13 protein-coding genes are annotated in these 14,404 nt (G+C 69.4%); 6 read left to right on the top strand and 7 right to left on the bottom strand.

The genetic code is table 11. The features are described 5' to 3' along the window. Positions 1-139: 139 nt before the first annotated feature. Positions 140-1,762, bottom strand: a complete 1,623-nt coding sequence (locus I55_RS32495; protein ID WP_044564870.1) for a GMC family oxidoreductase — start codon at positions 1,760-1,762, stop codon at positions 140-142. A 97-nt stretch (positions 1,763-1,859) separates the two neighbouring features. Beyond that, positions 1,860-4,232, bottom strand: a complete 2,373-nt coding sequence (locus tag I55_RS32490) for a beta-glucosidase (protein ID WP_252181404.1) — start codon at positions 4,230-4,232, stop codon at positions 1,860-1,862. Between the two features lie 220 nt (positions 4,233-4,452). On the opposite strand from I55_RS32490, the gene I55_RS32485 reads away from it, so the two are divergent. Beyond that, the gene (locus I55_RS32485; RefSeq protein WP_044564869.1) at positions 4,453-4,824 is read left to right on the top strand and encodes a hypothetical protein; all 372 of its coding nucleotides are present in this window, start codon (positions 4,453-4,455) and stop codon (positions 4,822-4,824) included. 4 nt (positions 4,825-4,828) lie between these two features. Here I55_RS32485 and ftrA read toward each other — a convergent pair whose 3' ends face one another. Next, the gene (ftrA, locus tag I55_RS32480; protein ID WP_307718742.1) at positions 4,829-5,857 is read right to left on the bottom strand and encodes a transcriptional regulator FtrA; all 1,029 of its coding nucleotides are present in this window, start codon (positions 5,855-5,857) and stop codon (positions 4,829-4,831) included. Between the two features lie 130 nt (positions 5,858-5,987). Here ftrA and I55_RS32475 point away from each other — a divergent pair, with 130 nt between their 5' ends. After that, on the top strand, positions 5,988-6,293 hold the full coding sequence (locus tag I55_RS32475) for a type II toxin-antitoxin system RelB/DinJ family antitoxin (RefSeq protein ID WP_044564868.1): 306 nt from the start codon (positions 5,988-5,990) through the stop codon (positions 6,291-6,293). Beyond that, positions 6,290-6,577: a type II toxin-antitoxin system mRNA interferase toxin, RelE/StbE family gene (locus I55_RS32470; protein WP_044564867.1), complete on the top strand. Its 288-nt coding sequence runs from the start codon at positions 6,290-6,292 to the stop codon at positions 6,575-6,577. Before I55_RS32475 ends, I55_RS32470 begins: the two co-directional genes overlap by 4 nt. 46 nt (positions 6,578-6,623) lie before the next feature. Here the strand turns inward: I55_RS32470 and I55_RS32465 are convergent, their stop codons facing one another. Continuing rightward, positions 6,624-6,971, bottom strand: coding sequence for a VOC family protein (locus I55_RS32465; RefSeq protein ID WP_044564866.1), 348 nt, complete (start codon positions 6,969-6,971; stop codon positions 6,624-6,626). Between the two features lie 178 nt (positions 6,972-7,149). Between I55_RS32465 and I55_RS32460 the strand changes: the two genes are divergently transcribed. Beyond that, positions 7,150-7,563, top strand: a complete 414-nt coding sequence (locus tag I55_RS32460) for a rhodanese-like domain-containing protein (RefSeq protein WP_044564873.1) — start codon at positions 7,150-7,152, stop codon at positions 7,561-7,563. Here I55_RS32460 and I55_RS32455 read toward each other — a convergent pair. After that, positions 7,560-8,021 (bottom strand): GNAT family N-acetyltransferase, encoded by a 462-nt coding sequence (locus tag I55_RS32455; RefSeq protein ID WP_044564865.1) that lies wholly within the window; start codon positions 8,019-8,021, stop codon positions 7,560-7,562. The genes I55_RS32460 and I55_RS32455 overlap by 4 nt on opposite strands. 51 nt (positions 8,022-8,072) lie before the next feature. Further along, the gene (locus I55_RS32450; RefSeq protein WP_044564864.1) at positions 8,073-10,136 is read right to left on the bottom strand and encodes a methyl-accepting chemotaxis protein; all 2,064 of its coding nucleotides are present in this window, start codon (positions 10,134-10,136) and stop codon (positions 8,073-8,075) included. A gap of 251 nt (positions 10,137-10,387) precedes the next feature. Here I55_RS32450 and I55_RS32445 point away from each other — a divergent pair, with 251 nt between their 5' ends. Then, positions 10,388-13,036 carry a response regulator gene (locus I55_RS32445; protein ID WP_049974738.1) on the top strand — a complete coding sequence of 883 codons (2,649 nt, stop codon included), beginning with the start codon at positions 10,388-10,390 and terminating at the stop codon, positions 13,034-13,036. Between the two features lie 219 nt (positions 13,037-13,255). Here I55_RS32445 and I55_RS32440 read toward each other — a convergent pair whose 3' ends face one another. Then, a complete protein-coding gene (locus tag I55_RS32440) occupies positions 13,256-13,453 on the bottom strand; it encodes a hypothetical protein (RefSeq protein WP_044564863.1) in 198 nt (65 codons plus the stop codon). 43 nt (positions 13,454-13,496) lie between these two features. On the opposite strand from I55_RS32440, the gene I55_RS33800 reads away from it, so the two are divergent. Further along, positions 13,497-14,404, top strand: a 908-nt coding sequence (locus I55_RS33800; RefSeq protein WP_148294102.1) for a glycosyltransferase, incomplete at its 3' end; no start/stop codon positions are given.

Here is a 14,404-nt window from a genome sequence, read left to right as displayed (position 1 = left end):
CGTGTCAGGGCCGCCGGCTTCCGCATCACTTGGGTGAGGCTCTGTTCAGGAAATGCGGCAGGCTCGCCCGAACTTTGGCGGCCCGCCGCGCCCGGCCTTCCCCCTTTACGGGTCGGCCTGCACCGGTGCCCGGGGTGGCTCAGGGGGGCCAGTCCTCCAGCATCATGCCCGCCGCCCGTTCCGCGATCATCATGGTGGGGGAGGCGGTGTTGCCCGAGGTGATGCGCGGCATGACCGAGGCGTCGGCCACGCGCAGGCCCCGCACGCCGATGACCCGCAGGCGGGCGTCGGTGACGGCCAGGGGGTCGGCGGGATCGCCCATGCGGGCGGTGCCCACGGGGTGGAAGATGGTGGTGCCGACGTCGCCGGCGGCGCGCGCGATGTCGGCATCGCTCCGCAGGTGGGGGCCGGGCTTGTATTCCTCAGGCTTGAAGGGGGCCAGCGCCGGGGCCTGGGCGATGCGGCGGGCCAGGCGCAGGCTGTCCACCGCCACGCGCCGGTCCTCCTCCGTCGCCAGGTAGTTGGGCTGGATGACGGGGGCGTCGCCGGCGTCGGGGCCGCGGGCGTGGATGCTGCCCCGGCTGGTGGGGCGCAGGTTGCAGACGCTGGCGGTGAAGGCGCCGAAGGGGTGCAGGGCGTCGCCGAACTTGTCCAGCGACAGGGGCTGGATGTGGAATTGCAGGTTGGGGGTGGCGTACTCCGGTCCGCTGCGGGTGAAGGCGCCCAGCTGCGATGGCGCCATGGTCAGCGGCCCCCGCCGGCGCAGGGCGTAGTCCAGCCCCATCCACGCGCGGCGGGGCAGGGACTGGTACAGCAGGTTCATGGTGGGCACGCCCGTCACCTTGAAGATGGGGCGCAGTTGCAGGTGGTCCTGCAGGTTCTCCCCCACGCCCGGCCGGTCGGCCACCACCTCCACCCCCAGGTCGCGCAGCCGCTGGCCGGCGCCGATGCCGGACCGTTCCAGCAGGGCTGGCGTCGCCACGGCGCCGGTGGCCACCACCACCTCCCGCCGGGCCGCCAGGCTGCGGATGCCGCCGGGCGCGCGCAGGCGCACGCCGGTGGCGCGCGCGCCATCGAAGGTCAGGCGGTCCGCCAGGGCGCCGGTGATCACCGTCAGGTTGGGGCGGTGGCGGACGGGGTCCAGGAAGGCGCGGGCGGCACTCCACCGCCGGCCACCCTTCTGGTTCACCTGGAAATAGCCGCACCCCTCATTGTCGCCCCGGTTGAAGTCCTCCGTCCGGGGGATGCCGCACTGTTCGGCGGCCGCGATGAAGGCGTCCAGCAGGGCCCAGCGCACGCGGGGATGGTCGACATGCCATTCGCCGCCGGCCCCGTGGAACAGGCTGGCGCCAGCCACATGGTCCTCCTGCGCGAGGAAGGTGGGCAGCACGTCCTGCCACCCCCAGCCCTCCAGCCCCATCTGCCGCCAGCCGTCGTAGTCGGCGGCCTGCCCGCGCATGTAGATCATGGCGTTGATGGATGATGAGCCGCCCAGCACCTTGCCGCGCGGATAGGCCAGGCTGCGGCCGTTCAGGCCGGGCACGGCCTCGGTCTTGAACATCCAGTCGGCGCGGGGATTGCCGATGGCGAACAGATAACCCACGGGGATGTGGAACCAGATCCAGTCGTCCTTGCCGCCGGCCTCCACCAGGGCCACGCGCACGGCAGGATCGGCTGATAGCCGGTTGGCCAGCACGCACCCGGCCGAGCCGGCGCCGACGACGACATAGTCGAAAATGTCCGTTTCGGCGGGTGCGGTCATGAGGCGTCCTCCCAGGCGGCTGTTTTGCCGACAGTGTCGGCCGCGAGGGAGGGCCTGGCAAGCGCCGGGGCTGGCCCCCGGCGCCGCCCGGGCGATATCACGGCTTCAGGGTCTGGGCCTTCAAGGTCACCGTCTGCTTCTCCCCCAGGCTCTGGGCGTCGCTGCCCAGGGCCACGGTGTAGCTGCCGGCGGCGACCTTCCAGGCGTGCGCCTGTGTGTCGAAATCGGCCAGCAGGCGGGGGTCGACACTGACGCTGACCGTCTTCTTCTCGCCCGGCTTCAGGTCCACCCGGCCGAAGCCCAGCAGGCGGGTGCGGCTGCCCTGCGGGCCCGATACCAGATAGACCTGGCCCACGTCCTGGCCGGCGCGCTTGCCGGTGTTGGTGACGGTGAAGCTGATCTTCATCGCCTCCCCCGCCTTGGTGCCGGCGGCGGCCTTCAACCCACCCTGGGTGAAGGTGGTGTAGCTGAGGCCATAGCCGAAGGGGAACAGGGGCGTCAGGCCCTTGGCCGCGTACCAGCGGTAGCCGACGTCGGCGCCCTCCGGATAGTGGGCGTCGAACAGCTTCGTCCGGTCATGCTCGTAGAAGCCGGCCAGCACCGGGCTGGGCAGCTGGCTCTCATCCCGGGGGAAGGTGATGGGCAGGTGACCGGACGGGTTGACGTCGCCGAACAGGATGTTGGCGATGGCCTGGCCGCCACGGGTGCCGGGGTACCAGGCCTCCACCACGCCCGCGACCTTGTCCAGCCAGGGCATGGCGACGGGGCCGCCCGTCTCCAGCACCACGATGGTGTTGGGGTTGGCGGCGGCCACGGCGGCGATGACGGCGTCCTGGCCCTGGGGCAGGCTGAGGTCAGGCACGTCCTGGCCCTCGATGTTCCACTGGGTGGCGAAGACGATGGCGATGTCCGCCTCCTTCGCGGCGACCACGCTTTCGCTGACATACCGGCCGTCGGCGAAGAACACGGTGTCCTTGCCGGCCTTGGCCTCGATGGCGGCCAGCGGCGCGTCCGGCTGGTAGACGGCGTCGGAGATGTGGACCAGTTCGCCGGTGCCGCCGATGTGGATGAAGGCGCCGTTCTTGTAATCATGGTTGGGCCCGTCGCCCGCCAGCACCTGCGATGACCCCCCGCCCGACAGCACGCCGGCATCCGCCAGCCCGCCGATGACGGCGATGCGCTTGCCTTTGGTGGCCCCCCCTTGGGTGGATAAGGGCAGGACGTCGCCCCTGTTCTTCAGCAGCACGATGCCCTGTTCGGCCACGGTGCGGGTGATGTCGGCATGGGCCTGGAAGTCGATGGGGCCGGTGGGCGCCTTCACGTCGAACACGCCGGTGGCGAACAGGGAGCGCAGGATGCGCCGCACCATGTCCGACACGCGGGCCGCCGGGATCTGCCCACCCTCCACCGCCGCCTTCAGCGGCTTGTCGAAGAACACCTCCTTGTCGATCTGCTCCCCCGACTGCTGGTCCAGGCCGTTCATGGCGGCGCTCAAGGCGGGGGTGGCGCCCCAGTCGGACATGACCCAGCCGGGATAGGCCCAGTCGCCCTTCAGCACCTTGTTCAGCAGGAAATCGTTGTCGCAAGCCCAGGGGCCGTTGACCCGGTTGTAGGAACACATGACCGAGCCCGGCTTGCCCGCCTCGATGGCGAACTGGAAGGCCAGCAGGTCGCTTTCGCGCAAGGGCGCCTCGTCGATCACCGCGTTCACGGCGCGGCGGCTCGATTCCTGGCTGTTGATGGCGAAGTGCTTCACCGTCGCCACGATGTGCTGGTCCTGGGTGCCGCGGATGGCCTGGCCCGCCAGCGTGCCGGCCAGCAGCGGATCCTCGCCCAGGTATTCGAAGTTGCGGCCGTTGCGGGGCTCGCGCGTCAGGTTCACGCCACCACCCAGCAGGACGTTGAAGCCCTTCCGGGTCGCCTCGTCACCCACCATGGCGCCGCCCTGGTAGGCCAGCTCCGGGCTCCAGGTCGCGGCGATGGCCAGGCCCGCCGGCAGGCCGGTGGCGCCGTCGGGGCGCAGGCGGTGGGGGGTGGTGACGCCCAGGCTGGCGTCCGTCTCGCGCAGCGCCGGGATGCCCAGGCGCGGCACGCCCGGGATGTAACCGGCGGACCAGACCACGCCGTCGGGCAGGCCCGCGATCTTGTAGGGCAGGGCCATGATGCCGTGCAGCATGCCGATGCGTTCATCCAGGGTCAGCTGGCTTTCCAGCAGGCGCGCGCGCTCATCCGGCGACAGCTTGGTGTCCATCCACGGGCCCGGCACCGCCGGGGTGGGCGGCACGGCCGCGGCGGTGGCCCGGGCCGACATCTCGGCCTCCAGCGGGATCTGGGCATGCGCGGACGGGGCCAGGGCGGTGGCGATCAGGGCGCACAGGGCGGCGCCGGTGGCAAGGCGGCGGGTGGCAGGGCGGTGTGTGAAGGCACGGGGCGTGGAGGGCAGGCAGGACCCAAACGGCGCATGGGGCACGAACGTCTACTCCCTAGTTTTATTGCCGCCGGAAGGGGCCCGACGGGGCATATGACAGCCTTGTCATATGGCGGGCACTCTAGGGTTTGGCCTGGTCGGGCGCAACCGGTTTTGTGCAGCTTTGTCGGCAAGGGGCGGATGGCTGATGGCCGGATGCGCGTCTATGCCGGGGTGTCGCCCTGGGTTTGGCTGGGGCGAAATCCCTGTCAGGAGGAAGACCATGGCCGAGATCAAGACGTCCGCCGGCACCACCATCCACATCGATGCCGGCGGCATCAGCACCCTGGTGGGTGGTCCATCCGGGACTGCGCTGGGCGGCCTGGCCGAGGGGGTGACGACGGCGGAGGCGCCGGACGCCCTGCTGGCCCGCCTGGGTTTGGTCCAGGACTTCGCCCGCCTGACGCGGCCGGACGGGTCGGCGCTGTGGGTGCGGGGGGCGGCCGTATCGCTGCTGCGCCCGCCCCTGCCCACGGAAATCCCGCCGGGCGGCACGGGCAAGGCCACGCTGCTGGTCGGCGGCGTCCACCAGACGGTGGCGGAGGACGTGGCCGCCGTGCTGGCCGCCGTGAACGCCCATGGCGGCGGCTTGTAGAGGCCTATTCCGCCGCGTCGGCGAAGCGCCCGCGATAGGCGGCCGGACTGGTGCGCAGGCGGGCGCGGAAATGGTGGCGCAGGGTGTCGGCGCTGCCGAAGCCGCAGTCGGCCGCCACCTGCTCCAGCGGCAGGGACGTGGCCTCCAGCAGGGTGCGGGCGCGGTTCAGGCGCGCGGTCAGGATCCAGTCCTTGGGGCTGGTGCCGGCCGCCTCGCGGAAGCGGCGGACCAGGGTGCGCTCGCTCATGCGCGCCTGGATGGCCAGCCGCGCCAGCGGCAAATCCTGGTCCAGGTTGCGGCGGATCCAGTCGAACAGGGCGGACAGGGGGGCCGCTTCCTCGGCCAGCGGGGCTTCCACGAACTGGGCTTGGCCCCCGTCGCGATGGGGCGGGATGACCAGGCGGCGGGCCACCTGGTTGGCGACGCGGGCGCCATGGTCGCGGCGCACGATGTGCAGGCACAGGTCCAGGCCGGCGGCGCTGCCGGCGGAGGTCAGCACCGACCCCTCGTCCACATACAGCACGTCGGGCTCCACCTGGATGTCGGGATGGCGCTCGGCCAGCGCCTTGGCGTACCGCCAGTGGGTGGTGGCGCGCTTGCCCGCCAGCACGCCCGCCGCCGCCAGGACGAAGACGCCGGAACAGATGGACACCAGCCGCGCCCCGGCGGCGTGCGCCCGGCGCAGCGCGTCCAGCAGGGTCGGGGGCACGGCGGCGTCCATGCCGCGCCAGCCGGGGATGACGATGGTGCCGGCGGCCGCCAGGTCATCCAACCCGCCCTCGGCCAGCACCTGGATACCGCCCACAGCGCGCAACGGGCCGGCCTCGGCGGCGCAGACGCGGAACTGGTACCAGTCCGCCATTTCCGGCCGGGGCAGCCCGAACACCTCCACCGCCACCCCGAACTCGAAGGTGCACAGCCCGTCATAGGCCAGCACGGCCACCGTGCGGTTGCGCGGCGGCGGCGGGGCGGGCGGGGGTGGGCGGCGCAGGGTCATGGCGCCGATGAAACACCGGCGCGGGACGCGCGCCAAGGGGCGACCCGCGTCCCTGGCCGGAAATGCCCGGCCATTGGCGAACATGCCATCTCGACGTGATGAAGGGTTGTGGCCTATGTCCATCAAATGCACTACACTGTCATGCGATCAGTGAAGGAGGCCGCTCATGGCCAGTAACGCCCTGGTGCAGGCGCGCATCGATGCCGATGTGAAGGAACGGGCCGCCGCCGTGCTGGAAGGCATGGGTCTGACCGTATCGGATGCCGTGCGCATCCTGCTGACCCGCACCGCCAACGAAGGGGCGCTGCCCTTCCTGCTGGCGGACGGCCCCACCCATGATGCCTGGTTTCGCGCCAAGGTGCGCCAGGCGCTGGAAGACCCCCGCCCCAGCCTGGATGAGGAGGAGGTCGAGGCCCGCTTCGCGCGACGGCGGGCCGCCCTGGCGGATGATGCCGGCAAGGGTGGCGCGTGAAGCTGCGCTGGTCCCCCTGGGCGGTCGCGGACCGGGAAGGGATCTTTGACTATCTGGCCGCCCGAAATCCCTCGGCCGCCTTGGCCATGGATGACCGTATCCAAAAGGTGATACGTGGTCTGAAGGCGTTTCCTGAAAAGGGGCGGTCGGGACGCGTGCCCTCCACACGGGAACTGGTGATCACCGACACGCCATACATCGCCGCCTATCAGATCCAGGATGGCGTGATCCTCATACTGCGAGTCCTCCACGCGGCGCAGCTTTGGCCGGAGGATTTGCCCTAGCCGTTCCGAGCTGAGTGGCTTTTCCCCGATCTCGGCGACATGGATGTCAGCCGTGATGGGCATCCGGCTGCATCACCGCCAGTTCGTTGCCCGAGGGGTCGGTGAACTGGAAGCGGCGGCCGCCGGGAAAGCTGAAGATGGGGCGGACAACGGTGCCGCCGGCGGCGGTGACGGCGGCCAGCGCCGCCTCCAGATCTTCCACCTGGATGACGGGCAGGGGGGCCTTCGTCGCCTCCGCCGCGTCGGCCTGCAGGCCGATGTCCACATCGCCGGTCATGGTGCAGGCGTAGGTGGGGCCGAAGCCGGTCAGCCGCCAGCCGAAGGCTTGCTCGTAGAAACCTTGGGCGGTCGCGATGTCGCGGGTGGGCAGCTCGATGTAGTTGGGGCGGGCCATGGTTGGATGCTTCCCTGTCGATGTGGTTTCCGGGACGTCGTAACGCCGACGCGTGACAGAAGGTGTCAGCAGTCCGTTTGGCCGGAAGTGCCCGCATATTGGCGGGTGCGCCGCTGGCGGGAATTCGGGCATCGGGCGACAACGGGGCGTCACCACCACCTGACCGGGGATGCCCTTCATGACCGCCACCGCCGTTTCCCCTTCCGTCGTTGCCAGGACGCCGGCCGCCGCGCCGGCCGCCGCCGCCGCCCATTTCGAGGCCAAGCTGGCGTTCGAGACCGACTGCGCCGACGTCTGGTACGCCACCAACCATGAGACCAAGGACTTCGTGCTGGTGGACGTGCGCACCCCGGCGCTGTTCGCCGCCGGCCATGTGCCGGGCGCCGTCAACATTCCCACGCGCCAGTTGAACGAGGCGCTGCTGGCCGATTACCCGGCGGGCACCCTGTTCGTCGTCTACTGCGCCGGCCCGCATTGCAACGGGTCCACCAAGGCGGCGCTGAAACTGGCCCGGCTGGGCCGCCCGGTGAAGGAGATGATCGGCGGCCTGACCGGCTGGATCGACGAAGGCCTGGGCCTGGCGCGCGGCTAAAGCGTCCTGGCCATTTCCGTGGTGGGCGCCCAGCCCGCCTGTTCGTACAGCGGCCGGCCGGCGGATGTCGCGTGCAGGATGGCGTAGGTGATGCCGCGCCGGCGGAATTCCGCCTCCGCCAGGGCCATCAGCCGCTGGGCCAGCCCCTGGCGGCGGTGGCTGGGCTCGACATAGACGTTCAGGACATAGCCGCGCCGGCCGTCCTGTGGGTGCGCGGGGTGGGGCGGCCAGTCGATCTCCATCAGGCCGATCCCGGCCAACGGCGCCGCCACCGCGTCCTCCAAGATGAAGCCGAAGTAGCGACCATCGGTCAGGCGGGGTTCCAGCCAGCCGCGGAAGGGATCGGCCATGGCCGTCAAGGCGGCTTCGGGCCGGCCGGACTCGCGGAACATGGCGGCGCGATGCCGGCACACCAGGTCCAGGTCGTCCGGCGTCAGGGGGCGGTGCGTCAGGTCCATGGCGGGTCTTATACGGACTGATCCCCGCCCAGGCCAGCCCCAGACCGGCGCTCAGGCCGCGCGCACGCCGCCCAGGAACCCCGCCACGTCGCCCTTCAGCCGTTCCGCCCGGTCGGTCATGGAGGTCGCGGCCTGGCGCAGGTCGCCGGCCACGGCGCTGGATTGGTCCACGGCGGTGCGCACGTCGTCGATGCTGGCGGTGATCTGGTGGGTGGCCATGGCCACCTCCTGCACGTTGCGGGCGATCTCCTGCGTGGCGGCTCCTTGCTCCTCCACCGCCGCGGCGATGCCGGCGGTGATGCCACCCATGGTGTGGATGACGTCGGAGATGCCGCGCACACCGGCCACCGCCGCCTGCGTCACCGTCTGGATCTCCCCGATCTGGCGGGTGATCTCATCCGTCGCCTGGGCGGTCTGGCCCGCCAGGTTCTTCACTTCGGACGCCACCACGGCGAAACCCTTGCCCGCTTCCCCCGCCCTGGCCGCCTCGATGGTGGCGTTCAGGGCCAGCAGGTTGGTCTGGCTGGCGATGGCGGTGATCAGGCCCACGATCTCCCCGATCTTGGCGCTGGCCGCGGCCAGCACGGCGATGGCCTGGTCCGTCTCCTCCGCTTTGACCATGGCATCGTTGGCGATGGTGGTGGATTGGGCCATCTGGCGGCTGATCTCGCTGATGGAGGCCGACAGCTCCTCCGCCGCGGCGGCGACGGTGTTGATGCCGTTGGACGCGTTCTGGGCGGCGCTGGCCACCGTCGACGCCTGGCGGCTGGACTGTTGCGCCGTTTCCGTCATGGCGGTGGAGGTGGTGGCCAAGTGGTCCGCCGCTTCCTCCATGGCGTTGAGGCCGGCGGTGGCCCGGCTGTCGAAGTCGCGGCACAGCCCGTCGACCACCTGGGCGCGGTCCAGTGCCGCCTGGCGGGCGGTGGCGGCGTCGCGCTCGGCCGCGCGGGCCCGCGCGGCGTTGTCGCGCAGCACTGTCAAGGCCACGGCCATGGCCCCAACCTCGTCCTGCACGCGCGGGGTGGCGATGGCGACATCCAGGTCGCCATCCGCCAGGCGGGTGATGGCATGTGTCAGGTCCTTGATGGGCTGGGTGACGCGGCGACGCAGCACCCAGGCCACCAGGGCGGTGATGGCGGCGACGAAGGCCAGCGTCAGGCCGCTCAGCGCCAGGCGCCAGCGGGCCTGGGCCAGGGCGTCCTGGTTCATGTCCAGCGCTGTTTCCAGGGCGCGGTCGCGCAGGATCAGGGCCTTGTCCAGCATGGGGCTGGTCCAGGCGCGCCAGGCGGCATTGTCCATGGGACTGGGCGCGCCGGTGCGCGCGGCCTCCAGGACAGCCTGGTAGCGTGGCTCGCCTTCCTTCATCAAGGTGGCGTCTTCCTGGGCCAGGGCGTCGGCCAGCTTGGCCGGGCTGCCCAGGTTGGCCACCGCCTGGGTTTGCAACCGCCACAGCGTGGCCACCTGGCCCGTCAGTTGGGTGGCGGTGTGCAGCCGCTTGGCATCCAGCGCCTGCCCGGCCTGGAACAGGCTGAGGATGGCGGAACGGGTGCCGGCGGCGGCGCGCAGTTCCTGCGCCATGGCGGCGATCTGCAGGGGCACGGTCAGGGTCACGGCCGACGCGGCGGTGCGGCGGAAGGCCAGGTCGGCGGCGTGATCGATGGCGGTGCCGGCGGCGGCGATGCCGTCCTGCATGCGGCTGGCGCCATCGGCCGGACGGTCGGCCCTGGCTTTGCCGGTGGCCTCTCGTGCCGCCGCGCGCATGCCGGCCAGCAGTTTTTCCGCCTGGGCCAGGGCGGCGGGATCAAGGCCGGCGGCACCCGTGCTGGCGCGGGCCGCCACCAGGGCCGCGTCCGTCGCCGCCATGGCCTTGCCTTGCGGGGAAGCGGCGCTCAGGTCCGCGGCGCCTTCGCCGCTGAAGGCGGCGTTCCATGCGCTCCGTTCCGATGCCAGCAGGGCGCCCAGCCTCAGGGCGTCGTCATAGGCGGAAAGGCTGCGCCCGGCGGCGTGCTGCTCAGCCAGGTCGCGGGCGGCCACGACGGCGATGACACCGGACAGGGCGACGGCTAGGACGGCGATGCCGCCGATCCCCGACAGGACGGTCTTGCTGATGTTCATGGGGGCTCCTGGCGAGTATGGCCGGGTACGGCAACTTTATAGCGATATAGCGACATGGTTAAGGATCAATGAATGTGGCGCCGGCTTCGCCAGTGGTCGGTCATCGGCACCTGTCATTTACTGCCAAAGATAGTGTTCCCGCTTCAACTTGGCCGGTGTCTGCTGAAATGGGCGCACGTATAGTGGACCACTGGCAGTGGTCCTGCGGGGTATGGCTAGGGTTCGATGGCTTGAGCATGGAAGAGGCAGGCGTGACCCGGTCGGAGGCCGAAACGGACCGCATCCGTGCACTGGAGCATCAGGTGGAGCGCCTGAGCGACGTGGTGCTGACCCAATCGCTGCTGGCTGACTCGGACCTGGACCTGGACGCCTTCATGCAGACGGTGGTGGACCGCCTGCAACGCCTGATGCGTGCCAGGGGCGCCGTTGTCGAACTGGCCGAGGGCGAGGACATGGTTTACCGCGCCGCCAGCGGGGCCGTGTCGCAGTTCGTGGGCGTGCGGCTGAAACGCAAGGGCAGCCTGTCCGGCTATTGCGTCGAAACCGAACGAGTCCTCATGTGCGGTGACAGCGAAACCGATGACCGGGTTGATCGCAACGCGTGCCGCATGGTCGGCGTGCGGTCCATGATCTGCGCGCCGCTGTTCGAGGCCGGCCGCGTGGTCGGCGTTCTGAAAGTGATGGGCACGGAGCCGCACGCCTTCATGGCCGAGGACGTGGCCCTGCTGCAGATGATGGCCAAGGCGCTGGGCGGGGCCTTGGGCAAGCAACTCAGTTTCCATGAAAAGCAGAGGCTGCTGGAGGAACGCACGGCCACCGTCGCCCGTCTGGAGGTCGAGGTGGCGGAACGCCGACGGGCGGAAGCCGCCCTGCAGACCCAAGCGCTGGAGATGGCGACCCTGGCGGAGCAGCGCGACCACGCCCGCCTGGCGGCGGAGGCGGCCAGCCGTGCCAAATCCGAATTCCTGGCCAACATGAGCCATGAGATCCGCACCCCCATGAATGGGGTCCTGGGCATGGCCCAGTTGATCCTGGACACCAATCTCGATGGCGAACAACGGGTGCTGGCCGCCGCCATCCACGACAGTGGCGAGATGTTGCTGTCCATCATCAACGATATCCTGGACGTCTCCAAGCTTGAGGCCGGCAAGGTCGACCTGGAGGAGATAGACTTTTCCATGGATGAGCTGGCGGACGGCGTCGCCATGCTGCTGTCGCCCAAAGCGGCGGAAAAGGGTCTGGACCTGGTCTGCTATGTCGAGGATGCGGCGCGGGGCGCCTATCGCGGCGATCCCACCCGCCTGCGCCAGATCCTCGCCAACCTGGTGTCCAACGCCATCAAGTTCACCAATGCCGGCACGGTGGCCATCGAGATCGGGCAGGAACCGGGGGCGGCGCCCGACAGTCAGGGACGTGACCAGCTGCGCATCGCCGTCACTGACACCGGCATCGGCATTCCGGAGGAGCAACGGGCACGCCTGTTCCAAAAGTTCAGCCAGGCCGACAGTTCCATCACCCGCCGCTTCGGTGGCACGGGCCTGGGCCTTTCCATCTGCCGCCAACTGGTGGAACTGATGGGCGGCGCCATCGGCGTCGACAGCGCCCCCGGCCGTGGCAGCACCTTCTGGTTCACCGTGCCGTTACGGCCCGTCGCCGCCACCCTGGTCAGCCGCAGCACCCTGGTGGATGGCATCAAGGGCCTGCGGGTGCTGGTGGTCGACGACATCCCCCTGCACCAGAAGATCCTGTCCCGCGCCTTGGCCGACCTGGGCCTGGTGGTCAGCGTGGCCGACGGCACGCGTTCGGCGCTGGCGGCCCTGGAGGCGAGCTGGACGAACGGCGCGCCGCCCGATTTGGTGGTGGTGGACTTCGCCATGGCCGATGGCCGTGGCGATCAACTGGGCCAGCGAATACGCCAGGATGGCCGCTTCGCGGAAACCAAGCTGGTGCTGATCTCCTCCTTCGGGCTCATGGATCGCGGCAGCGCCGACGTCGACGTCTTCGCCGCCGTGCTGGCCAAGCCCGTGCGCCGTCAAACCTTGCTGGATGTGCTGAGCCGCCTGTTCCTCAGCCAGGTCGCCACAGCCCCGGCCATGCCCGATCCCGCCCAGGTGGGTATTGGCGCCGGCCGGCGCGTGCTGTTGGTGGAGGACAACCAGATCAACCAGCAGGTGGCCCTGCTGATGCTGCGCAAGGAAGGATATGATGTCACCGTGGCCGAGGACGGCGAGGAAGGGGTTAAGGTCGCGACAGCGCCCGGCGCCCTTTATGACCTTATCCTGATGGATGTGCAGATGCCGCGCATGGACGGGCTGGAGGCGACGCGTCTCATCCGTGCCCGCCAGGACGGCACGCGTGTGCCCATCATCGCGCTGACGGCCAATGCCATGGCCGGCATGCGCGAGGAATATCTGGAAGCCGGCATGGACGACCTGGTGGCCAAGCCTTTCGACCAGCGCAAGTTTCTGGCGGTGGTGTCCCGATGGGCCAAGGCGTCGCCACACGAGCCGGCGCCCACGGTGGCGTCGGCCGGCCCGTTACCGTCCCTTCCGGTATTGGATGACACGGTCTTGCAGCGGCTGGAGGCCATCGCCGGCCGCGACCAATTCCTCAATCTGATCGGCAGCCTGGTGGTCCATGGTGGCGAACGCCTGAATCGGGTGGCCGCCTTGCGGGCTGGGGGCGATGTGGACGGGCTGCGGGCCGAGGCGCACGATTTAATCGCCACGGCTGGCAATGCTGGCCTGAAGCGGTTGCAATTCCTGGGGGAGGCGTTGCATGCCGCCTGCGCCGCGCCGGACCGGCAGCGTGACCGGGTCCTGTCCTTGGCTGACGCCGCGGTGACGGCCGGGCGCGAGGGCTGGGCCGCCGTGGCCCGCCGGTTCGGCGTCACACCCTGACGATCACGGTGTCAGTCAGGGGCGGTAGACTGAACGGCAACAGCGTTTTGCGCCGCAGCATTGGGCGTTGCCCTTTGTTGACATAAATGTCTGGTGCCTATAAATTTTATTTGAGTCAGCCTATCGGGTGCGCAGCAAATTTATTATCGCCGCGTCTGGGGTGTGGCCTCTTTATTTGAAATAATTGCTCTGGTAATAATTATGACGTTGTCTGGTGGATCAATTTCGCGCGCGGATCGCGAAGTGGCGCGTGCGCTGGCTGAACAAGGTAGCCGCATCGCGGAACTTACCCGCGCGCTCGCGGATCGCGACCTTGATGTGCAGCGTGCGAATCGCCTGCCTGATGAACGCCTGGAGATTTTGCATCAGCGGGACGCGGAACGAAACGCCCTCCAGTTGGAGCTGGCGCTCATTCATGGCTCGCGCAGTTGGCAGTTGACCCCGTCCACTGCGCTGGGCGATGCGGCGCGCCCATCAGTTGCGGGCGGCGTTGTGGACCGTGACGCGGACGATGCGCCGCCATGGCATCCTGGCACCTGTGGTGGATAGCGCCCGGCTGTATCGGGATCATGGCGTCAATGGCGTCAAGTACTGGCTGCTGAATGGCGTGGCGCCCGGCATGCTGGCCCGCAATTTCGCCCCTGGGGGGGCGGGCGCGTGCTCGGGCATCGGGGCCGCACCGTTGGCGGGGGCGCCGCTGGATGATATCCGGGGCCCTGATGGCTACGTCTATCGCGCTCCGCGCCGGCCGTTTGATCTGGAAACCCGTCTGAAGGCATTGACGACGACTTTCTCGGTCGTGGTTCCTGTCTACAATACACCGCCCGCTTTGCTGGAAGCCGCGATCCGCTCAGTTGAGACGCAGTGGTATCCTCATTGGCAGCTGATCCTGGTGGATGACGCCAGCACCGACCCCGCTACCAGCGCCACCCTGGATCTGCCTCGCGATCCACGCGTGACCACCCTGCGGCCGCAGCAAAACCAAGGTATTTCCGGGGCCACCAATACCGGTCTGGCCCAGGCCAAGGGCGATTTCATCGTCTTCCTGGACCATGACGACGAACTGACGCCCGACTGCCTTTATGAATTGGCGCTGTGCATCGCCGCGCACGATCCTGAGTTCGTCTATAGCGACGAGGACAAGATCACCGAGGATGGCCGCTATACGCAGCCCTTCTTCAAGCCGGACTGGTCGCCCGATACGATGATGAGCACGATGTACACGTGCCACGTCAGCTGCGTGCGGCGCAGCCTGCTGGAGGACCTGGGTGGTTTGCGGTCGGAATACAATGGCTGCCAGGACTGGGACATGGTTCTCCGCTTATCGGAGAAGACCACGCGCATCCGGCACGTGCCCAAGGTGCTGTA

Origin of the sequence: Azospirillum sp. B4 (genome assembly GCF_000333275.1) — a bacterium.
Classification (GTDB): domain Bacteria; phylum Pseudomonadota; class Alphaproteobacteria; order Azospirillales; family Azospirillaceae; genus Nitrospirillum.
The sequence above is the reverse complement of the archived record's forward strand: the minus strand, read 5'-3'. Positions and strand labels throughout refer to the sequence as shown.

What these genes read in the sequence shown, in the direction of transcription:
- I55_RS32495 (WP_044564870.1), bottom strand. Translation starts at nt 1,762, where the DNA reads ATGACCGCACCCGCCGAAACGGACATTTTCGACTATGTCGTCGTCGGC.
- I55_RS32485 (WP_044564869.1), top strand. Translation starts at nt 4,453, where the DNA reads ATGGCCGAGATCAAGACGTCCGCCGGCACCACCATCCACATCGATGCC.
- I55_RS32475 (WP_044564868.1), top strand. Translation starts at nt 5,988, where the DNA reads ATGGCCAGTAACGCCCTGGTGCAGGCGCGCATCGATGCCGATGTGAAG.
- I55_RS32465 (WP_044564866.1), bottom strand. Translation starts at nt 6,971, where the DNA reads ATGGCCCGCCCCAACTACATCGAGCTGCCCACCCGCGACATCGCGACC.
- I55_RS32460 (WP_044564873.1), top strand. Translation starts at nt 7,150, where the DNA reads ATGACCGCCACCGCCGTTTCCCCTTCCGTCGTTGCCAGGACGCCGGCC.
- I55_RS32455 (WP_044564865.1), bottom strand. Translation starts at nt 8,021, where the DNA reads ATGGACCTGACGCACCGCCCCCTGACGCCGGACGACCTGGACCTGGTG.
- I55_RS32450 (WP_044564864.1), bottom strand. Translation starts at nt 10,136, where the DNA reads ATGAACATCAGCAAGACCGTCCTGTCGGGGATCGGCGGCATCGCCGTC.
- I55_RS32440 (WP_044564863.1), bottom strand. Translation starts at nt 13,453, where the DNA reads ATGAATGAGCGCCAGCTCCAACTGGAGGGCGTTTCGTTCCGCGTCCCG.